The following is a 20,843-nucleotide window of genomic DNA, read 5'->3' as shown; positions in this document are numbered from 1 at the left end:
CGCCGGCTGCGCTGCGGCGCTCAGCCCATCGCGGCGCTGGACGTCCGGAAGCGCCCTCCTCCCGCCGGCGCGGCGATCTTGCCCAGGCGCACGAGGCGCTGCTCCACGGCGAAGGCGGTGCGTCCCAGTTCCTGCGCCACCTGCTTGAGGGCGATGCCGGCCTCGAACGCCGTCTCCAGTGCCGCGTCCTCCTGCGCCGACCAGGCCTTGCCCGCGTTGGGTGGCTGCGCACGGCGCGGCTTGGCGGCTTCGGCAGCGGGCGCGGCGGCCGCGTCCTCGAGCGCGCGCGACACGGCGTGCAGCGCCCGGATGACCGGAGGTGCGTTGTAAGGGCTGTCCTCGGGCATGGCCTCACCCGTGACCGGATGGATGCCCTGGGCCAGGGTGTCGATAATCTGGCGCGCGATCTGCAGTTCCATGGGGACTCTCCTTGCCTGTGGCGGTGTCTGTACGCGTGTACAGTCCTGTCGCAACGGGCCCGCCAGGCGTCGCGATGACCTCGTATGTCACAAGAATCCAGTGCCTACCCCTGCCTCCTCTGCGGCGCCTGCTGCGCGGCGTACCGCGTCGACTTCTCGCTGCACGAGATGGAGGACGAAGGCGGCCGCGTGCCGCGCGGGCTCGCGGTCGAAGTGAACGGCAGCACGATGCGCATGCGCGGCACCGACCACGTGCCGGTCCGCTGTGCGGCGCTCACCGGCCGCGTGGGCGAGCGCGCCTCCTGCGGCATCTACGAGTGGCGTCCCAACCCGTGCCGCGAACTGGAGCCGGGCAGCGACGCCTGCGAGCGGGCCCGGGCGCGCCACGGCCTGCCGCCGCTGGCGGCCTGATCGCGCGCGGATGCTGGCGACGAAGCAACTGCATCGGCTGCACGTGGGGCCGATCACGCTGCAGGTGGATGGCGGCTCCTGCGTGTCCATCGTGGGCCGCTCCGGCTCGGGCAAGAGCGTGCTGCTGCGCATGATCGCCGACCTCGATCCGCACGAGGGCGACGTGCTGCTCGATGGCGAAGCCTGCTCCGGCATGCCGGCGCCGCAATGGCGGCGTCGCGTGAGCTACGTGGCCGCCGCTTCGGGCTGGTGGAACGACAAGGTCGGCCCGCATTTTCGCGACGCGGCTGCCTTGCGCGAACTGCTGCCGCGCGTGGGCCTCGCGCCCGACGTGGGCGAGTGGGAGGTGGCGCGCCTGTCCACCGGCGAGCGCCAGCGCCTCGCGCTGCTGCGCGCGATGACGCCCGAGAACCGCGTGCTGCTGCTCGATGAACCGACCTCCGGCCTCGATGCCGAAAGCACGTGGCTGGTCGAGGAGCTGCTGCGCGAGCGCCTGGCGCAAGGCACGACGCTGCTGCTGGTCACGCACGATCCGCAACAGGCCGTGCGCCTTGCCCACCGCCGCTATCGACTGGCCGACGGCCAGTTGCAGGAGTCCTCCTGATGGAACACGTGCTCTCCACGTGGCAGCTTGCCGCCACCGCCGTGCTGGTCGTCGCCAGCGCCGGGTTGTCGTTGTGGATGCAGATGGGCATTGCGCGCCCGCTGCTGGTCGCCGCGGCGCGCACGGTCGTGCAACTGCTGCTGGTCGGACTGGTGCTCAAGCAGCTGTTCGCCAACCAGTCGCCCTGGCTCACCGTGCTGGTCATGGTCGCCATGCTCGGTGCGGCCGGCTACGAGACCTTCTCGCGGCAGGACCGGCGCTTCGCCGGCGGCACGGCGGTCGCGCTCGCCAGCCTGCCGATCGCCATCGCGAGCGTCATCGTGACGGGCTTCGCGCTGGCCACCCTGCGCCCCGAGCACTGGCTGTCGCCGCAGGTGGCGATCCCCTTGCTCGGCATCGTGCTGGGCAACGCGATGAGTTCGGCCAGCGTCACGCTCAACACCTTCACCGGCATGCTGGTGCGCGAACGCGCGGCGGTGGAGGCGCAACTCGCCCTCGGCGCGACCCGCTACACCGCGCTGGCGCCGCTGCAGCGCAGCGCCGCGCGCAACGGCATGATCCCCATCATCAACCAGATGGCCGCCGCGGGCGTGATCACGCTGCCCGGCATGATGACCGGCCAGATCCTCGCCGGCATGCCGCCCTTCGAGGCGGCGAAGTACCAGGTGTTCGTGCTGTTCCTGCTGGCCGGCGCGGCGGCGCTGGCGGTCGCAGCCACCAGCTACGCAGCGGCCTGGCGTGCGACCGATGCGCGCCACCGGTTGCGGCTGGACCGGCTGCGCAGCACCTGAGCCGCGCAGCCCGGCACCCGGATCCTTCAGGCCTCAAGAAAATTTGCCCCGGTGTTGGAGCGAACCGACACCACGCCCCGCGCGAGCGGCGCACACTGCGCCGCATGCCACGCCTCTGGGACATCTCGCCGCCGGTGCGGGAAGGCGCACCGGTCTTCCCCGGCGATACGCCTTACCGGCAGCAGTGGGCCGCGCAGATCGCGCCCGGCTGCCCCGTGAACGTCAGCACCCTCACGCTGTCGCCGCATGTGGGCGCGCATGCCGATGCGCCGCTGCACTACGACCCGCAGGGCGCACCGGTGGGTGCGCTCGCGCTCGATCCCTACCTCGGGCCTTGCCGCGTCATCCACGCGATCGCGCGCGGGCCGCTGGTCACGTGGGAGCACATGGCGCACGCGATCCACGAGCTGCCGCCGCGCGTGCTCGTGCGCACCTACGAGCGCGCGCCCGTGGACCGCTGGGACCCGGAGCTCGCCGCCTTTGCACCGGACACCATCGAGCGCCTCGCCGACGCCGGCGTGCGGCTGGTGGGCATCGACACCGCCAGCATCGACCCCGCGGCGAGCAAGACGCTGGACAGCCACCAGGCGATCCGCCGGCGCGGGCTGCGCGTGCTAGAGAACCTGGTGCTCGACGACGTGCCCGAGGGCGATTACGAGCTGATCGCCCTGCCCCTGAAACTGATGACGGCCGACGCCTCGCCCGTGCGCGCCGTGCTGAGGGAATGGCGATGAGCCGCCGGGCCGCCCCGAGGCGAATCCCGCAACGCGTAGCGTGGAGGGCCTTCGAATGACCCGACTGCAGGACTGCCGTGCGCTGGACGCGCAGGACCCCTTGCGCGCACTGCGCGACCTGTTCACGCTGCCCGAGGGCGTGATCTACCTCGATGGCAATTCGCTGGGGCCGCTGCCCAAGGCCGCCCCCGACCGCATCGCCCGCGCCGTGCGTGAGGAATGGGGCGAAGGACTGATTCGCTCCTGGAACACGGCCGGCTGGTTCGAGCTGCCGCAACGCCTGGGCGACCAGATCGCGACGCTGGTCGGCGCGCGCCCCGGCGAAGTGGTCGCCACGGACAGCACGTCCATCAACCTGTTCAAGGTGCTCAGCGCGGCGCTGTCCATCGCGCGCGCCGACGCGCCCGCGCGCCGCACCGTCGTCAGCGAGCGCAGCAACTTCCCGACCGACCTCTACATCGCCGAAGGCCTGTGCCGCGAGCGGGGCTTCACGCTGCAGTTGCTGGAGGGCGAGCAGATCCGCTCCGCGCTGGCCGACGACACCGCGGTGCTGATGCTCACGCACGTCAACTACCGCACCGGCGCCATGCACGACATGCGCGCCCTCACGCGGACGGCGCATGCCGCGGGCGCGCTCGTGATCTGGGACCTGGCGCACAGTGCCGGCGCGGTGGAAGTCGACCTGCATGCGGCGGACGCCGACTTCGCGATCGGCTGCGGCTACAAGTACCTCAATGGCGGTCCCGGCGCGCCCGCCTTCGTGTGGGTGCATCCGCGCCACGCGGACCGGTTCTGGCAGCCGCTCTCCGGCTGGTGGGGCCATGCCACGCCGTTCGCCTTCACGCCGGACTACCAGCCTGCGCCCGGCATCCAGCGCTACCTGTGCGGCACGCAGCCGATGCTGAGCATGATCGCGCTGGAGTGCGGGCTGGCGACGCTGCTCGCGGCGCGGCCGCTCGGCGGCATGGCGGCGCTGCGGCGCAAGTCGCTCGCGCTCACCGACCTGTTCATCCAGCTGGTCGAGGAGCGCTGCGAAGGCTATGGCCTCGGCCTCGCGACCCCGCGCGAACACGCCTTGCGCGGCTCGCAGGTGTGCCTCACGCGCGAGGTGGGCGCCTACGCGATCGTGCAGGCCCTGGTCGCGCGCGGCGTGATCGGAGACTTCCGCGCGGGCCGCCCCGACATCCTGCGCTTCGGCTTCACGCCCCTGTACCTGCGCTTCGAGGACGTGTGGCACGCGGTGGAGCACCTGCGCGAAGTGCTGTCCGAAGAAGAGTGGCAGCGCCCCGAATTCAACCGCCAGCACGCCGTGACATGACCGATCCGACCCGGCCCGAAGACATCGTCCACGCCGAAAAGGCGCAGCTGGATTTCAGCCGCGACATGAGCTACGGGGACTACCTGCAGCTCGATGCGATCCTGGGGGCGCAGAAGCCGCTCTCGCCCGACCACAACGAGATGCTGTTCATCGTGCAGCACCAGACCAGCGAGTTGTGGATGAAGCTGATGCTGCACGAGCTCGCGGCGGCCATCGCCTGCATCGCGCGCGACGAACTGCCGCCTGCCTTCAAGATGCTGGCGCGCGTGTCGCGCATCATGGAGCAGCTGGTGCACGCGTGGGACGTGCTGGCCACCATGACGCCGCCGGAGTACAGCGCGATCCGGCCCTACCTGGCCAGCTCGAGCGGCTTCCAGAGCTGGCAGTACCGCTGCATCGAGTTCCGCCTGGGCAACAAGAACGCCGCGATGCTGAAACCGCACGAACACCACGCCGAGCGGCTGGCCGTGGTGCGCGCAGCGTACGAGGCGCCGTCGCTCTACGACGAGGCGCTGCGGCTGCTCGCGCGGCGCGGCCTGGCCGTGCCCGCGTCGCACCTGGAGCGCGACTGGACGCAGCCCTACGTCGCGGACAAGCAGGTGGAACAAGCCTGGCTGCAGGTGTACCGGGACCCGCAGGCGCGCTGGGACCTGTACCAGCTGGGCGAGGAACTCACCGACCTCGAAGACGCCTTTCGCCTCTGGCGCTTCCGCCACGTGACGACGGTGGAACGCGTGATCGGCTTCAAGCGCGGCACCGGCGGCACGGGCGGCGTCAGCTACCTGCGCAAGATGCTGGACGTGGTGCTGTTCCCGGAGATCTGGCAGCTGCGGACGGACTTGTGAGCTGGGGTTCGCTGCGCTCACCGCCAGCCTACGGACGCGGGGCGGCGGAACGGTAGGCTGGCGGTGAGCCGCAGGCGAACCCCAGCAAATCCCGCTATCGATACAACCACGGCTGGTCCAGCAACCGCGTCCCCAGCGCCCGCATGGCCGCATTGCGCGCCAGGCGCAGCGCGCCGGTCGCATGGAACACCGTGCCGTTGCGCTGCGAGCGTGCCTGCACGCGCGCGGCCCGCTCCCAGCGATTGAGCGCGTAGCGCCGCAAGGCCGTAGGCACGTCCATCACGCGGCCGTCGGCTGCGCCCAGCACGCGCTGCAGTTCGCGCGCGTCCTCGATCGCCATCGCTGCGCCTTGCGCGAGATAGGGCCGCATGGGATGGGCGGCGTCGCCCGCGAACGCGATGCGGCCGCGGGCCATCTGGTCCGCCGACGCGACCGGCGGGCGCGCATGCAGCACCCACAGGCGCCAGGACGGCATGGCCGCCACCTGGTCGCGCACGGCACTGCACACCGGTCCCAGGGCCTCCTCGAGCTGCGCCTGCGAGGCCGCATGGTCCCAGTCGCGCGGGTCGCCGGGCTGGCTGCCCTGGACGACGCACACGGCGTTCAGGCAGGTGCCGCCGCGCACCGGGTAGGTGACCAGGTGCATGCGCGGAGCCAGCCACACCGTCACTTCGTCGCTGCGCAGCGCCGCGGGCAGGTCCGCCTGCGGCACGAGCGCGCGGTAGGCGAGGTGGCCCGTGCTGGCGGGCGGCCCGTCCTGCAGTACCAACGATCGCAAGCCGCTCCACACGCCGTCGGCCACCAGCAGCGCATCGCCTTCCACACCCTGGCTGCGCGCGGTTTGCACGGCCACAGCGTCCGTGCGCTGCACCACCCCCTGCACCCGCGCATCCGGGTGCAGGCGCGTGCCCTCGGCGCGCGCGGCCGCGAGCAAGGCCGTGTGCAGGTCAGCCCGATGCACAGCCAGGTAAGGCGCCCCGTAGCGGGCCTCGATGTCGCGCCCCAGGGCCAGCACGCCCAGTTCCGCGCCGTCCACGCCGTCGCGCACGCGCAGCCGCGGCGGTGCGACCGCCTGCTCCAGCAGGTCGCCTTGCAGCAGGTCCCACTCGCGCAGGATCCGCGTGGCGTTGGGGCCCAGCTGGATGCCGGCGCCGACCTCGGAGAATTCGGCGGCCTGTTCGAACAGGCGCACTTCCCAGCCGGCGCGCCGCGCGGCCAGCGCCGCCGCCAGCCCCGCGATGCCGCCGCCGGCGACCAGCAGCTCCCGGCTCACGCGGGCCGCGGCCGGCGCAGCACCTCACCCCGCGTCGCGATCCGGTGGCGCGTGCCCGCGGTCCGCATGCAGCGAGCAGCTGCCTGAGCACCTCGCCGCGCGGTCGCGCGGCGATCCACATTCGGCAATGCCGTGGTGCTCATGCAGCGAGCAGCTGCCTGAGCACAAACGGCAGGATGCCGCCGTGCCGGTAGTAGTCCACCTCGATCGGCGTGTCGATGCGCAGCGTGAGCTTCACTTCCTGCGTGCTGCCATCGGGCCGCTGCACGATCAGCGCGGCCTGGCTTTGCGGCCTGAGCTGCGGGTCGATCTCGATGTCGATGAACTCCTCGCCGGTGAGCCCCAGCTTCTGCCAGCTCATGTCGCCCTGGAACTGCAGCGGCAACACGCCCATGCCCACCAGGTTGCTGCGATGGATGCGCTCGAAGCTGCGCGCCACCACGGCCTTGATCCCCAGCAGCTGCGTGCCCTTGGCCGCCCAGTCGCGCGAGGAGCCGGTGCCGTACTCCTCGCCTGCGAGCACCACGGTCGCCCGGCCCTCGGCCATGTACCTCATCGCCGCGTCGTAGATGAACATCTTCTCCGCGTGGCCCTCCGCGTCGCGGTAGAGCGTGACGCCGCCCTCTTCGCGCGAGCCGTCGGGCCCCGGCGGGATCATCAGGTTCTTGATGCGCACGTTGGCGAAGGTGCCGCGCATCATCACCTCGTGGTTGCCGCGGCGCGAGCCGTAGCTGTTGAAGTCCGTCTTGCCGACGCCGTGTTCCTGCAGCCAGCGGCCGGCCGGCGAGCTGTCCTTGATCGAGCCCGCGGGCGAAATGTGGTCGGTGGTGATCGAGTCGCCGAACAGCGCGATGATGCGCGCGTTGCGCACCGCATGCGGCCGCGCCGACCCCGCCGTGCCGCCCGCGGCCGACGCGGCCGGCGGCTCCAGCGTGAAGCCCTCGAAGAAGGGCGGCTCCGCGATATAGGTGCTCGTGGGCCAGTTGTAGGTGTCGCCGGTGACCCCCTGGATCTCCTTCCACAGCTCGCCCGGGTCGCTCTTCACCTTGGCGTAGTTGTTGCGATAGGCTTTCGCGTTCATCGCGTACTTCATCAGCGCGTTCACTTCGTCGCTGGTCGGCCAGATGTCGCCGAGCCACACGTCCTTGCCATCGGCGTTCTTGCCAACGGGCTCCGTCATCAGGTCCTTCAGCACCGTGCCCGCGATCGCGTACGCCACCACCAGCGGCGGGCTGGCGAGGAAGTTGGCCTTGATGTTCGGATGGATGCGCGCCTCGAAGTTGCGGTTGCCCGAGAGCACGGCCGCGCACACCAGGTCGCTCTGCGTGATCGCCTCGTTGATCTCGGGCGTGAGGTCGCCCGAGTTGCCTATGCAGGTGGTGCAGCCGTAGCCCGCCAGCGTGAACCCCAGCTGCTCCAGGTAAGGCATCAGCTTCGCCTGCGTCAGGTACTCCGTGACGATGCGCGAGCCCGGCGCCAGCGAGGTCTTGATGTGCGGCATCACGCGCAGGCCCTTCTCCACCGCCTTCTTCGCCAGCAGGCCCGCGGCCAGCATCACGCTGGGGTTGGAGGTGTTGGTGCAACTGGTGATGGCCGCGATCAGCACGTCGCCGTTGCCGATCGTGACGTTCTGCGTTTCCACCTTGGCCGGCACCGACATCGTGTGCGCGGACGGCGGAGTCCACTTGTTCGCCTCCATCTCCTCGACGAAGCGCGGCGCGGCCGGCGCGGTCGGCGGATTGTCCGGGGGCAGCGGCTCGACCCCGGGCTCGGGCGACGGCTTGGCGACCAGGTGGCGCGTCATCAGCATGTCGGGCGACTGGTTGAAGCCGTTCTCGGCCGCGGGACTGGAGAACAAGGCCTTGAAGGTGCTCGCCACCTTGCCGATGTCGATGCGGTCCTGCGGCCGCTTGGGACCGGAGAGGCTGGGCGTGACCGTGCCGAGATCGAGCTTCACCACCTGGGAGTAGTCGACCTCGCCCGGCATCGGCATGCCGAACATGCCCTGGGCCTTGCAATAGGCCTGCAGCAGGCGGATCTCCTCCTTGCTGCGGCCCGTGCCCTCGAAGTACTCGATCGTGCGCTCGTCCACCGGGAAGAAGCCCATGGTGGCGCCGTACTCCGGCGCCATGTTGCCGATGGTGGCGCGGTCCGGCACGGCGATGCTGCGAGCGCCCTCGCCGTAGAACTCGACGAACTTGCCCACCACCTTGTGCTTGCGCAGCAGCTCGGTGACGGTGAGGACCAGGTCGGTGGCCGTGCAGCCTTCGCGCAGCTTGCCGGTGAGCTCGAAGCCCACCACGTCGGGCGTGAGGAAGTAGACCGGCTGGCCCAGCATCGCCGCCTCGCCCTCGATGCCGCCCACGCCCCAGCCCACCACGCCGATGCCGTTGATCATCGTGGTGTGGCTGTCCGTGCCGACGAGCGAGTCGAAGTAGCAGACGCCGTCGTCGCGCCGGTGGATGCCGCGCGCGAGGTACTCGAGGTTGACCTGGTGGATGATGCCGAAGCCGGGGGGCACGACGCGGAAGGTGTCGAAGGCCTGCATGCCCCACTTGAGGAACTGGTAGCGCTCGCGGTTGCGCAGGAATTCCAGCTTCATGTTCAGGTCGATCGCGTTCTTCTGCCCGTAGAAGTCGACCATGACCGAGTGGTCGACCACCAGGTCCACGGGCACGAGCGGCTCGATGCGGCCGACGTCCTTGCCCAGGCGCTGCGCGGCACTGCGCATGGCCGCGAGGTCGGCGAGCAAGGGCACGCCGGTGAAGTCCTGCAGCACGACCCGGGCGACGGTGAAGGGGATCTCATCGGTGCGCTCGGCGTTGGGCTGCCAGTTCGCGACCTGCGCGACGTGCTCGGCCGTGACCTTCCTGCCGTCGCAATTGCGCAGCACGGACTCGAGCACGATGCGCATGGACACCGGCAGCCGCTGGAGCTTCGGGAAGTGCGCCGCGAGGGCGGGCAGGGAGTAGAACTTTCCTTCCAGCCCGGGGCCGGCCTGGAAGCTCTGGAGTGTTTCGGCGAATGCGTGAGCCATTCTCTCGACCTCTCGTTGTTGCTTTGCGCAAAGCGTACCCCAGAACGCGGGGCCGCGCGGCCGCAATGGAGATGCCGGACGCTCGTTACGCCCTCAGCGGTCCCGCATCCGGCAGGTAGCGAACGGCCAGCACACCCTCGATGACGCGGATGGCCTCGAGCACCGGTGCACCCACGGGACTGTCCACGTCGACCAGCGTGTAGGCCATGTCGCCGCGCGACTTGTTGACCATGTTGTGGATGTTGAGGCCGGCGTGCGCCATGGCCGTGGAGATCTGGCCCAGCATGTTGGGCACGTTCGCGTTCGCGATCGCCACCCGCCAGGCGGTGCCGCGGCCCATGCTGGTGTCCGGGAAGTTCACCGCGTTGCGCACGTTGCCGTGCTCCAGGAAGTCCCGCAGCTGCTCGGCGACCATCACCGCACAGTTGTCCTCGGCTTCGCGGGTGGACGCACCGAGGTGGGGCAAGGCGATCGCGCGGGGATGGCGCGCGGTGCGCTCGTTGGGGAAATCGCAGACGTAGCAGCCCAGCCGCCCGGCATCGAGCGCCGCCGCCACCGCGGCATCGTCCACCACGCCCTCGCGCGAGAAGTTCAGCAGCACGGCGTCGCTGCGCATGGCTGCGAGATTGCCGGCATGCACCAGGTGTCGCGTGGCCTTCACCAGCGGCACGTGCAGGGACACGAGCTGCGCGTTCCGCAGCACGTCGTCGACGCTGGCCGCACGCCGCACCTGCGAGGGCAGGCTCCAGGCCGCTTCCACCGTGATCTCCGGGTCGAAGCCCATGACGTCCATGCCCAGCTTGATCGCCGCATCGGCCACCAGCGAGCCGACCTTGCCGAGCCCGATCACGCCGAGCGTGTGGTGCGCCAGCTCGAAACCGGCGAAGGCCTTCTTGCCGTCCTCGATGCGCCGCTCGAGGTCCGGCGCCTGCAGGTCGACCCCGTCGACGAAACGCAGCGCGGCACCCAGGTTGCGCGCCGCCATCAGCATGCCGGCGAGCACCAGCTCCTTGACGGCGTTCGCATTGCCGCCGGGCGCGTTGAAGACGGGGATGCCGCGCGCGCCGAGCGCGGCCACCGGAATGTTGTTGGTGCCGGCGCCCGCGCGAGCGACCGCCTGCACCGACGCGGGAATGTCCATGCCATGCAGGTCCGCGGAGCGGACCAGGATGGCGTCGGGCTGCGCGATGTCCTTGCCCGTGCGGTAGCGCGCGGCAGGCAGCCGCTCGAGACCAGCCTTCGAGATCTGGTTGAGGACCAGCACCCCGAAGACGGGCCCGCTAGCCATGGCTTCTTTCGAACTCCTGCATGTACTTCACGAGCGCCTGCACGCCTTCGACGGACATCGCGTTGTAGATGGAAGCGCGCATCCCGCCGACGGAGCGATGGCCCTTGATGCCAACGATGGCACGCTGCTTCGCGCCCTGCACGAACGGATCGTCGAGCTTCTCGTCCTTCAGCCAGAAGGTGACGTTCATCAGCGAGCGGTCCTCCTTCGCGATCGGCGAGCGGAAGAAGCTGCTCTGGTCCAGGAAGTCGTACAGGATCTTCGCCTTCACCGCGTTGTGTTCCGCCATGGCCGGCATGCCGCCCAGCGCCTTCACGTGCTTCAGCACCAGGCCGGCGATGTAAATCGCGTAGGTCGGCGGCGTGTTGTACATCGAGTCGGCTTCGCCCTGGATCTTGTAGTTGAAGGCCGAGGGCGTGATGGGCAGCGCGTGGCCGAGCAGGTCCTTGCGCACGACGACGATGGTGAGGCCCGACGGCCCGATGTTCTTCTGCGCGCCCGCGTAGATCAGCCCGTACTTCTCGACGGGAATAGGTCGCGACAGGATGTCCGAGGACATGTCGGCCACCAGCGGCACCTTGCCCGTGTCGGGCGTCCAGTGGAACTGCACGCCGCCGATGGTCTCGTTCGAGCAGATGTGCACGTAGGAGGCGCCGGGGTCCAGCGTCCATTGCGACTGCTTCGGGATCGCGGTGAACTTCGAGGCTTCGGCGGTCGCGGCCACGTTCACCGTGCCATAGGTCTTGGCTTCCTTCGCCGACTTCTTCGACCAGTCGCCGGTCAGCACGTAGTCGGCACGGCCGGTGGCGCCGATCAGGTTCATGGGCACGATCGCGTTCTCGCCGATGGCGCCGCCCTGCATGAACAGGATCTGGTAGTTCGCGGGAATCCCCATCAACTCGGCGAGCAGGTCCTCCGCTTCCGCATGGATGGACATGAACTCCTTGCCGCGATGGCTCATCTCCATGACCGACATGCCGCTGCCGTGCCAGTCCAGCATCTCGGCAGCCGCCTGGCGCAGGACGGGCTCGGGAAGGGTGGCGGGGCCGGGGCTGAAGTTGAAGACGCGCGTCATGGATTCGTGGGACTCTGGAAAGGGGCGGGCACGGCATGAGCGCCCGGGCCTGCCAGCATACAAGATGCCCCGGTGCCGGTCATCGCCCCGGGGCATGACCTTGCAGGTCATGGAAACGCCGCGCCAGCCGCCCTACCATCGCGCCATGGACCTTGCCCTCGCCTCGCCCGCGCCGGCCGCCCACGCCCTTCCCTTCGGCGAACACCTGCGCGCCTGGCGGCTGCGCCGCCGCATGAGCCAGCTGGACCTGGCCAGCGAAGCGGACATCTCGACGCGCCATCTCAGCTTCGTGGAGACCGGCCGCTCCGCCCCCAGCCGGGAAATGGTGCTGCGCCTGGCCGAGCGGCTGGACGTGCCGCTGCGCGAGCGCAATGCGCTGCTGGTGGCGGCCGGCTACGCGCCCATGTACCGCGAGCGCCCGCTGGACGACCCCGCCCTGGCCGCTGCGCGCGAAGCGGTGCAACTGATCCTGCGCAGCCACGAGCCCTACCCCGCGCTGGCGATCGACCGGCACTGGAACCTGCTGGCGCACAACGCCGTCCTGCCGCATCTGCTCGCCGGCGTCGATGCGTCCCTGCTGCAGCCGCCGGTGAACGTGCTGCGCCTGAGCCTGCACCCGCAGGCACTCGCGCCGCGCATCGTCAACCTCGGCCAGTGGCGGCATCACCTGTTCGAGCGGCTGCGACAGCAGATCCAGGCCACCGGCGACCGCACGCTGCAGGACCTGGAGAGGGAGCTGCGCGGCTACCCGGTGACCGCTGGCGAGGACGACACACGGCTCGAAGGCGAAGTGCTCGGCATCGCGGTGCCGCTGCGCCTGCGCACCGACAGCGGCGTGTTGAACCTGATCAGCACGACGACCATCTTCGGTACGCCCGTGGACGTGACCTTGCAGGAACTGGCGCTGGAGACTTTCTTTCCGGCGGATGCGGGGACGGGGGAGCAGTTGCGCGCGCTTCTTGCGGGCTGAGAGCTGGGGTTCGCTGCGCTCACCACCAGCCTACGAATCGCTTTTCTCACCACCAGCCTGCGAATTCCGTTTCGTCGCACGTCCGCGTCGTAGGCTGGCGCCGGCCGCAGGCCGGCGGAAGGTGAGCGCCGCGAACCCCAGCTCCCCATCAAGGATTCAACGGCACCAGCCCGTCATCCGGCGGCGCCACGTCCGGTTCGTGGATGCGCGCTTCGAACGCACGCAGGCGCTTGTACACGGAGATCAGTTCCACGATCGTGCTCCAGCTGTACACGAGGTACTGGAAGGACTCGGTCACCTTGTCGAACGCCCGCGCGATCTGCTGGTACGCGCCCAGCGTGATCACGCCGGCGACCACCGTGGGGCCCATGGCCACCAGCGGCACCAGCACGCTCGCCTGCAGGTACGACCACTTCACCACGTCGAAGTACAGGTAGTGGAAGAACAGGCGGAAGTAGTTGTGCCGCACGTTCTGGAACAGCGACTGCGCCACCGGTGGCGAAGCGCGGCTCGGATCGTCCTCCCCGTAGACGAGCTCCTTGCGGTAGGCCGCTTCGACGCGCTGGTTGTTGAACTCCAGGCCCGGCAGCAGGATGCCGGTGAAGGCGAGCACCACCGTGCCGAAGGCCGCCCAGCCAAGCGACACCCACACCAGGGAGTGCGGGATCGCGCCCAGGATGGGAATGCTGGTGATCTTCTCCGAGAGCGCCCACAGGATGGGCAGGAAGGCCGCCAGCGTCATCAGGCTGCGCATCAGGTCGACGCCCAGGCCCTGCACGATGGAGGCGAAGCGCATGGTGTCCTCCTGCACGCGCTGCGCAGCGCCCTCGACCACGCGCAACTTCTCCCAGTTCGCCATGTAGTACTGGTTCATCGCCTGCCGCCACCGGAACACGTAGTGCTTGATGAAGAAGTCCACCACCACGGCCACGGTCACGTAGATCATGGCGATCGACAGGAAGGTGCTGACCTGCTGCCAGTACTGCGCGGCGGTGATGGAGCCCGGCTTGTCCAGCGCCTTCTGCAGCAGGTCGTAGAAGGTGCCGAACCACTCGTTGATCCTCACGTCGAGCTGCACCCGGTACCAGGTGGCGTAGAGGATCAGCGCGGTCCCCAGCACCGACCACGCGAGCCAACGCCGGGAGAGGAAGAACGAACGGAACATGGACTGTTTTCCTTGGTTTTATCGCCGTCGGCATGCTAACGGCTCGTGCCCCGTTGCGGGGCTGCCAGGAGTAGAGGGCGCGGCGGCGGCACAGTTCAACTGCCGCGTGGTGCGGCTGCACGGAAGCGGGCGGTTGTCGCGTGAATGGATGGGCCGCAAACCGGCCAGTTCGCGCACGCACAGTGTTGCGGCGGTTGACGCGGAATTCGTAGGCTGGTGGTGAGCTGCAGGCGAACCCCAGCTTGCTGCGCTACGCTGGATCGCTGGGGTTCGCGTTGCTCACCCCAGCCTACGAGGCGTCGGTCCTCTTCGCAGGGGCCCGACTGTCCATCGTCGCGGCAGGCGGCGTGCGGTGCAGGCCCGCATGAAGGGCATCGCCTGGAAGCCGGTCCGGGCGGCGGAGCGGGGCTCGAGAGCGTCAGCGTCGAGCCGCGCGTACGTTTCATGCTACCGCGGCACTTGTCCGAGCGGAGAGTTTGCCCGCGCGCGGGCAAACTCTCCGCGAGTTGTGCCGCGCGACGCCGCCCGGACCGGCTTCCAGGGGAGTCGGCGCGCGCAGCCGCCGACCGAGGCCCAGCGGGCCTGCACCGCACGCCGCCTGCCGCGACGCCCACCGGCCTCCGCAGAGCGCACATTCAGTCCGCCGATGTCGGCAAAGACAAGAAAGCGGCCCGCAGGCCGCCTTCTCGCGTGAAGCGCAGGTCGATCAGACCGTCACTTCCCTCGCCGTCTCCGCATACTCCTCGATCTGGTCGAAGTTCATGTAGCGGTAGACCTTGTCGCCGTTGGCCTTGATGACGCCCATGTCGGCCTGGTATTCGGCCACCGTGGGCAGGCGGCCCAGCTTGGAAGCAATCGCGGCGAGCTCCGCGGAGGCGAGGAACACGTTCGTGTTCTTGCCCAGGCGGTTGGGGAAGTTGCGGGTGGAGGTGGACACCACCGTCGCGCCTTCCTTCACCTGCGCCTGGTTGCCCATGCAGAGCGAACATCCGGGCGTCTCGGTGCGCGCGCCGGCGCCGCCGAAGTTGGCGTAGTGGCCTTCCTTGGTCAGCTCCTCCTGGTCCATCTTGGTCGGCGGCGCGACCCACAGCTTGACCGGGATGTCGCGCTTGCCTTCCAGCAGCAGCGACGCAGCGCGGAAGTGGCCGATGTTGGTCATGCACGAACCGATGAAGGCTTCGTCGATCTTCGTGTTCTGCACGGCCGACAGCGGCTTCACGTCGTCGGGATCGTTCGGGCAGCACAGCAGCGGCTCGGTGATCTTCGCGAGGTCGATCTCGATCACGGCGGCGTATTCCGCATCCTTGTCGGCTTCCAGCAGCTCCGGCTTGGCCAGCCAGGCTTCCACGGCCTTGATGCGGCGCTCCAGCGAACGCTTGTCGGCGTAGCCCTGCGCGATCATGTTCTTCATCAGGACGACGTTGGACTGCAGGTACTCGCGGATCGGCGCTTCGTTCAGCTTCACCGTGCAGCCGGCGGCGGAGCGCTCGGCGGACGCGTCGGACAGCTCGAACGCCTGTTCCACCTTCATGTCGGGCAGGCCCTCGATCTCGAGGATGCGGCCGGAGAAGATGTTCGTCTTGTTCTCCTTCGCGACGGTCAGCAGGCCTTGCTGGATCGCGAAGTAGGGAATCGCGTGCACGAGATCGCGCAGCGTGATGCCGGGCTGCATCTCGCCCTTGAAGCGCACCAGCACGGACTCGGGCATGTCGAGCGGCATCACGCCCGTGGCGGCGGCGAAGGCGACCAGGCCCGAGCCGGCCGGGAAGCTGATGCCGATCGGGAAGCGCGTGTGGCTGTCGCCTCCGGTGCCGACGGTGTCGGGCAGCAGCAGGCGGTTCAGCCAGCTGTGGATCACGCCGTCACCGGGCCGCAAGGACACGCCGCCGCGGTTGGACATGAACGCGGGCAGCTCGCGGTGCGTCTTGACGTCCACGGGCTTCGGGTAGGCGGAGGTGTGGCAGAAGGACTGCATCACCATGTCGGCGCTGAAGCCCAGGCAGGCCAGGTCCTTCAGCTCGTCGCGGGTCATCGGGCCGGTCGTGTCCTGGCTACCGACGGTGGTCATGCGCGGCTCGCAGTAGGTGCCGGGGCGGATGCCGGGCTGCTTGCCGTTCTTCAGCGGCAGGCCGCAGGCCTTGCCCACCATCTTCTGGGCCACCGTGAAGCCCTTGCCGCTGTCGACGGGCGGCTTGGGCAGGCGGAAGGCGGTCGAGGCGCCCAGGCCCAGGAAGGTGCGCGCGTTGGCCGTGAGGGAGCGGCCGATGATCAGGTTGATGCGGCCGCCGGCCCGCACTTCGTCGAGCAGCACGTCGGACTTCAGCGCAAAGCGCGCGGCGACCTTGCCGTCCTTCTCGACCGTGCCCTCGTACGGGAAGACGTCGATCACGTCGCCGGTCTCGAAGCCGGACACGTCCACTTCGATCGGCAGCGCGCCGGAGTCTTCCTGCGTGTTGTAGAAAATCGGGGCGATCTTGCCGCCCAGCGTGACGCCGCCGAAACGCTTGTTCGGCACGAAGGGGATGTCCTGGCCGGTCATCCAGATCACGCTGTTGGTGGCGGACTTGCGGGAGGAACCGGTGCCCACCACGTCGCCCACGTAGGCGATCTGGTGGCCCTTGGACTTCAGCTGCTCGATGAAGGCGATCGGCCCGCGCTTGCCCTCTTCCTCCGGCTTGAAAGCCGTGCCGGGGCGCGAGTTCTTCAGCATCGCCATCGCGTGCAGCGGGATGTCGGGGCGCGACCAGGCATCGGGCGCGGGCGACAGGTCGTCGGTGTTGGTTTCGCCGGGCACCTTGAACACGGTGACCGTGATCTTCTGCGGCACTTCCGGACGGCTCGTGAACCACTCGGCGTCGGCCCACGACTGGATCACTTCCTTCGCGTACGCGTTGCCGGCCTTCGCCTTCTCCGCGACGTCGTGGAAGAAGTCGAACATCAGCAGCGTCTTCTTCAGGCCGTCCGCGGCCACCTGGGCGACCTCGCGGTCGTCCAGCAGGTCGATCAAGGGCTTGACGTTGTAGCCGCCGACCATGGTGCCGAGCAGCTCGGTCGCCTTGGCCTTGGAGATGGCGGCAACGGCGAGGTCCCCATGCGCAACGGCGGCGAGGAAGCTCGCCTTCACCTTGGCCGCGTCGTCCACGCCCGGCGGCACGCGGTTCGTCAGCAGGTCCAGCAGGAAGGCTTCTTCCTTGGCCGGCGCCGACTTGATCAGCTCGATCAGTTCGGCGGTCTGCTTGGCGGACAACGGCAGCGGGGGGATGCCGAGCTTGGCGCGCTCGGCAACGTGTTCGACGTAGGCTTGCAACATGGGTTCTCTCGGTTAAATCACTTCTTTTCGGGCTCCAGCAGGTTGACCGCCTTCATGTTCTTGGCGTAGGTCACCTGCTCGGGGCTCTGGCATTCGTCGGCAAGGCGCTTGCCTTCCTTCTGGTTCATCAGCATGGACTTGTTGGCCAGCTGCAGCCACAGGCCGCCGCGCACCGGGTCTTCCAGCCGGATGGCGCCGGTGCGGCTTTCCTCGGGGTGCATCACGAAGCGGTGGATGCCGCGCGAGACGAAGAAGAAGCCTTCGCGCCGCATCGGCTTGATCGTGACCTTCTCGCCCAGTTCGCACTGGATCACGCCGGTGAAGATGGTCTTGGCGATCGCGAGCTGGGCATCGTTCAGCTTGATGGTGGGATCGGGTTCCGACAGCGGCGTCGCCTCTTCGATGGCCTGGTGGTGGGTGGGGGCTGGGTGGTCCTTCACCTTCACCGGCTTCTTCGCCTTGGCCGCCGGCTTGTCGGCGGCCGCACCGGGCTGCGACTGCGCAAAAGCGCTGCCGGCGAACGCCGCGATCAGGAAACTGGCAACAAGGATCTTCCGCATGACGTCTCTCCTCAGGACTGATTGCGCGCGAACCATTCGCGCGCTTGTTCGGGAAGCTGCCGCCCAGTCTGGTGGGCGCGTTGCAGCACCTGCCAGTAGTAGCGATAGCTCGCCCTGTCCTCGAGTTTGCCGTCGAAGCTGATCGGTGCCCACCCGGCGGCCTCCGCGGCGCGCAGAAGTTGTGTCGCCTTGTGAATTTCGTCAGCCGACGGAGCGAACACTTCCACGATCGTCCTGATCTGGTCGGGGTGGATGCTCCACATGCGCGTGTAACCGAACTCGTTGGCCGCACGCGACGCCGCAGCGCGGAAAGCGTCGCGGTCCTTGAACTCCGTCACGACGCCGTGCGACGGCACCTTGCCGTGGGCATGGCAGGCGGAGGATATTTCGAGTTTGGCGCGCACCACGAGCGGGTGCGTGAACTGGCCCTGCACGCCCATGCCCGCCGAGGGAATGGCGCCGCCGTGCGCCGACACGAAGTCCATCAGGCCGAAGCTGAGGGACTGCATGCGCGGATGCGCGGCGATGTCGAAGGCGCGGTGCACGGCCGCGGGCGACTCGATCAGCCCTTGCAGCGGCAGCTCGCGTGCGCCGGCGGCATGCAGCGCACGGCTGGCGCGCTCGACGTCCTGCGGCGTCTCGACCTTGGGCAGCATGATGTGCACCAGGCGATGCCCGGCCTTGCCGGCGATCGTGGCCACATCGTTCTCGAACGCGGGATGGTCCACCGGATGCACGCGCACCGCGACCCGTGCGCCGGGCTTGGCGCCCAGCGCGAGTTCCGCCACCAGCGCGGCATGTTCCGCCTCGCCCCCGACCGGCGCACCGTCCTCGCAGTCGAGCGTGACGTCGAACACGCAGGCGCCGAACTCCTGCGTCATCTCCTCCTGCAGCGCCAGGCTCTTGCGCATGCGCGCTTCCACGCCGCTGTAGTGGTCGCACACCGGCAGCGTGCCGGTGCGCGCCTGCGCGCCGAGCAGGAGGTCGTTGGGATGCATGACGCCGCTCAGAGCAGGTGCGCGACCCCGGCCTGTTCTTCCTTCAGCTCGTTGAGCGTCAGGGCTATGCGCTCCTGCGAGAAGGCGTCGATGGGCAGGCCTTCGACCAGCTTGTACTCGCCGTTCTCGGTCGTCACCGGGAAGCCGAAGATGATGTCCTTGGGAATGCCGTACTGGCCGTCCGACGGGATGCCCATCGTGACCCACTTGCCCTTGGAGCCCAGGACCCAGTCGCGCATGTGGTCGATGGCGGCGTTGGCAGCCGATGCGGCGGAGGACAGCCCGCGCGCTTCGATGATCGCGGCGCCGCGCTTGCCGACCGTGGGCAGGAACACGTTCTTGTTCCATTCCTGGTCGTTGATCAGGTCCTTGACCGACTTGCCGTTGACCGTGGCGAAACGGTAGTCGGCGTACATCGTGGGCGAGTGGTTGCCCCACACCGTGAGCTTCTCGATGTCGGCGACCTGGGCGCCGATCTTCGCGGCGATCTGCGACAGCGCGCGGTTGTGGTCCAGGCGGAGCATGGCGGTGAAGTTCTTGCGCGGCAGGCTGGGCGCGCTCTTCATCGCGATGTAGGCGTTGGTGTTGGCGGGGTTGCCGACCACCAGCACCTTGACGTTGCGGGAGGCGACCTTGTCGAGCGCCTTGCCCTGCGCCGTGAAGATCTGCGCGTTGGCCGACAGCAGGTCCTTGCGCTCCATGCCGGGGCCGCGCGGACGGGCGCCGACCAGCAGCGCATAGTCGGTGTCCTTGAACGCCGTCATCGGGTCGCTGTGCGCTTCCATGCCGGCCAGCAGCGGGAAGGCGCAGTCTTCCAGTTCCATCATCACGCCCTTGAGCGCCTTCTGCGCCTTCTCGTCGGGGATCTCCAGCAGCTGCAGGATCACGGGCTGGTCCTTGCCCAGCATCTCGCCGGAGGCGATGCGGAACAGCAGGGCATAACCGATCTGGCCGGCGGCGCCGGTGACGGCGACGCGGACGGGCTTCTTGCTCATGGAAATTCTCCGGATGGAAGTGGGGATGCGATCAGGGAGTCGGCGTGGGGGCGTGGGACGGGGAGGCGAACGCCTGTGCGGCCCGGTCGGCCCTGCGTGGACAGGCCCGGAGTTTACCCGCGCCGACACGCGCGGGTCAACGCGTCTTATGTCTTATATAAGATATCATCAAGGACATCCGGGTGCCCGCACCCGACCCGCCCATGGCCCCATCCCCGTCCTCCTTCGACAGCAGCGCCCTGCCCGATGCGGCCGGCGCGGGCACCCCTGCGTTCAGCCCGCTGTACCAGCAGATCAAGGGACTGATCCTGCAGAGCCTCGAAGCAGGTGAATGGAAGCCGGGCGAAGCGATCCCGAGCGAGATCGAGCTGGCCGCGCGCTTCCGTGTGAGCCAGGGCACGGTGCGCAAGGCGATCGACGAGCTCGCCGCGGAGAACCTCGTCGTGCGCCGGCAGGGCAAGGGCACCTTCGTGGCGACGCACGCGGAGCGGCACACGCGCTACCGCTTCCTGCGGCTGGTGCCCGACAGCGGAGGCGGCGGCGAAGGCGCGGCGCAGCGCAACATCCTCGAGTGCAGGCGCCAGCGCGCGAGCGCCGAGGTCGCGCGGTCGCTGCAGCTGCGCACGGGAGACCCGGTGCTGCAGGTGCGGCGCGTGCTCTCGTTCGCGGGCGTGCCGACCATCCTCGAGGACCTCTGGCTGCCCGGCCATCCCTTCAAGGGACTGACGGCCGAACAGCTCGCCGCGCACCAGGGTCCGACCTATGCCCTCTTCGAAGTCGAATTCGGCGTGCGCATGGTGCGCGCCGAGGAAAAGATCCGCGCCGTGGCGGCGGACGTGCAGCAGGCTGCACTGCTCGGCGTGGCGCCGGGCGCACCGCTGCTGTCCGTCGAGCGGCTGTCCTATACGTATAACGACGTACCCATGGAGCTGCGCCGCGGCCTCTATCGCACTGACTCCCACCACTACCGCAACGAGTTGAATTGAGAAGCTGTGAATGAATTGCTCACACCCACGCGGGCCTGCCTGGCGTCAGGGATTCATCGACGCT

The 20,843-nt window shown here is 69.0% G+C and carries 18 protein-coding genes; 8 read left to right on the top strand and 10 right to left on the bottom strand.

All coding sequences use genetic code 11. The features are described 5' to 3' along the window. Positions 1 to 20 precede the first annotated feature (20 nt). Complete coding sequence (locus tag JJB11_RS18450; protein WP_201174784.1) at positions 21 to 419, bottom strand: hypothetical protein; 399 nt, start codon at positions 417 to 419, stop codon at positions 21 to 23. A gap of 84 nt (positions 420 to 503) precedes the next feature. Here JJB11_RS18450 and JJB11_RS18445 point away from each other — a divergent pair, with 84 nt between their 5' ends. From JJB11_RS18445 to kynA, 6 genes are all read left to right on the top strand, one after another. After that, positions 504 to 830, top strand: a complete 327-nt coding sequence (locus JJB11_RS18445) for a YkgJ family cysteine cluster protein (RefSeq protein WP_201174782.1) — start codon at positions 504 to 506, stop codon at positions 828 to 830. 10 nt (positions 831 to 840) lie between these two features. Continuing rightward, positions 841 to 1,434 carry an ABC transporter ATP-binding protein gene (locus tag JJB11_RS18440; protein WP_201174780.1) on the top strand — a complete coding sequence of 198 codons (594 nt, stop codon included), beginning with the start codon at positions 841 to 843 and terminating at the stop codon, positions 1,432 to 1,434. Beyond that, the gene (locus JJB11_RS18435) at positions 1,434 to 2,225 is read left to right on the top strand and encodes an ABC transporter permease (RefSeq protein ID WP_201174772.1); all 792 of its coding nucleotides are present in this window, start codon (positions 1,434 to 1,436) and stop codon (positions 2,223 to 2,225) included. The genes JJB11_RS18440 and JJB11_RS18435 overlap by 1 nt, the downstream gene beginning before the upstream one ends. 104 nt (positions 2,226 to 2,329) lie before the next feature. Continuing rightward, the gene (kynB, locus tag JJB11_RS18430) at positions 2,330 to 2,959 is read left to right on the top strand and encodes an arylformamidase (RefSeq protein WP_201174764.1); all 630 of its coding nucleotides are present in this window, start codon (positions 2,330 to 2,332) and stop codon (positions 2,957 to 2,959) included. Between the two features lie 55 nt (positions 2,960 to 3,014). Beyond that, positions 3,015 to 4,277, top strand: coding sequence for a kynureninase (gene kynU, locus JJB11_RS18425; protein WP_201174756.1), 1,263 nt, complete (start codon positions 3,015 to 3,017; stop codon positions 4,275 to 4,277). Beyond that, the gene (gene kynA / locus JJB11_RS18420; protein ID WP_201174754.1) at positions 4,274 to 5,122 is read left to right on the top strand and encodes a tryptophan 2,3-dioxygenase; all 849 of its coding nucleotides are present in this window, start codon (positions 4,274 to 4,276) and stop codon (positions 5,120 to 5,122) included. Before kynU ends, kynA begins: the two co-directional genes overlap by 4 nt. Before the next feature lie 94 nt (positions 5,123 to 5,216). On the opposite strand, the gene JJB11_RS18415 is transcribed toward kynA, so the two are convergent. The 4 genes from JJB11_RS18415 to serC all read right to left on the bottom strand — a co-directional run bounded on the left by JJB11_RS18415 (position 5,217) and on the right by serC (position 11,795). Then, the gene (locus JJB11_RS18415; RefSeq protein WP_201174746.1) at positions 5,217 to 6,395 is read right to left on the bottom strand and encodes an FAD-dependent monooxygenase; all 1,179 of its coding nucleotides are present in this window, start codon (positions 6,393 to 6,395) and stop codon (positions 5,217 to 5,219) included. Between the two features lie 139 nt (positions 6,396 to 6,534). After that, positions 6,535 to 9,432, bottom strand: coding sequence for an aconitate hydratase (locus tag JJB11_RS18410; RefSeq protein WP_201174744.1), 2,898 nt, complete (start codon positions 9,430 to 9,432; stop codon positions 6,535 to 6,537). 85 nt (positions 9,433 to 9,517) lie between these two features. Then, on the bottom strand, positions 9,518 to 10,720 hold the full coding sequence (locus JJB11_RS18405) for a phosphoglycerate dehydrogenase (RefSeq protein ID WP_201174741.1): 1,203 nt from the start codon (positions 10,718 to 10,720) through the stop codon (positions 9,518 to 9,520). Further along, positions 10,713 to 11,795 (bottom strand): 3-phosphoserine/phosphohydroxythreonine transaminase, encoded by a 1,083-nt coding sequence (serC, locus tag JJB11_RS18400; protein WP_201174739.1) that lies wholly within the window; start codon positions 11,793 to 11,795, stop codon positions 10,713 to 10,715. The genes JJB11_RS18405 and serC overlap by 8 nt, the downstream gene beginning before the upstream one ends. Positions 11,796 to 11,940: 145 nt before the next feature. Here serC and JJB11_RS18395 point away from each other — a divergent pair, with 145 nt between their 5' ends. Further along, positions 11,941 to 12,765, top strand: coding sequence for a helix-turn-helix domain-containing protein (locus JJB11_RS18395; RefSeq protein WP_201964937.1), 825 nt, complete (start codon positions 11,941 to 11,943; stop codon positions 12,763 to 12,765). A gap of 148 nt (positions 12,766 to 12,913) precedes the next feature. Here the strand turns inward: JJB11_RS18395 and sbmA are convergent, their stop codons facing one another. From sbmA to JJB11_RS18370, 5 genes are all read right to left on the bottom strand, one after another. Continuing rightward, entirely contained in the window at positions 12,914 to 13,930 is a 1,017-nt protein-coding gene (gene sbmA, locus JJB11_RS18390; protein WP_201174735.1) for a peptide antibiotic transporter SbmA, read from the bottom strand. A gap of 706 nt (positions 13,931 to 14,636) precedes the next feature. Beyond that, positions 14,637 to 17,240 (bottom strand): bifunctional aconitate hydratase 2/2-methylisocitrate dehydratase, encoded by a 2,604-nt coding sequence (locus JJB11_RS18385; protein ID WP_201174727.1) that lies wholly within the window; start codon positions 17,238 to 17,240, stop codon positions 14,637 to 14,639. A 17-nt stretch (positions 17,241 to 17,257) separates the two neighbouring features. Next, positions 17,258 to 17,800, bottom strand: a complete 543-nt coding sequence (locus JJB11_RS18380) for a hypothetical protein (protein ID WP_201174713.1) — start codon at positions 17,798 to 17,800, stop codon at positions 17,258 to 17,260. Positions 17,801 to 17,811: 11 nt separating this feature from the next. Further along, positions 17,812 to 18,798, bottom strand: coding sequence for an HpcH/HpaI aldolase/citrate lyase family protein (locus tag JJB11_RS18375; protein ID WP_201174711.1), 987 nt, complete (start codon positions 18,796 to 18,798; stop codon positions 17,812 to 17,814). Between the two features lie 8 nt (positions 18,799 to 18,806). Beyond that, positions 18,807 to 19,793, bottom strand: coding sequence for a malate dehydrogenase (locus JJB11_RS18370; RefSeq protein WP_201174709.1), 987 nt, complete (start codon positions 19,791 to 19,793; stop codon positions 18,807 to 18,809). 203 nt (positions 19,794 to 19,996) lie between these two features. Here JJB11_RS18370 and JJB11_RS18365 point away from each other — a divergent pair, with 203 nt between their 5' ends. After that, entirely contained in the window at positions 19,997 to 20,779 is a 783-nt protein-coding gene (locus JJB11_RS18365; protein ID WP_201174707.1) for a GntR family transcriptional regulator, read from the top strand. Positions 20,780 to 20,843 lie beyond the last annotated feature (64 nt).

Origin of the sequence: Ramlibacter ginsenosidimutans, assembly GCF_016654015.1 — a bacterium.
GTDB lineage: Bacteria > Pseudomonadota > Gammaproteobacteria > Burkholderiales > Burkholderiaceae_C > Ramlibacter > Ramlibacter ginsenosidimutans.
The sequence above is the reverse complement of the archived record's forward strand: the minus strand, read 5'-3'. Positions and strand labels throughout refer to the sequence as shown.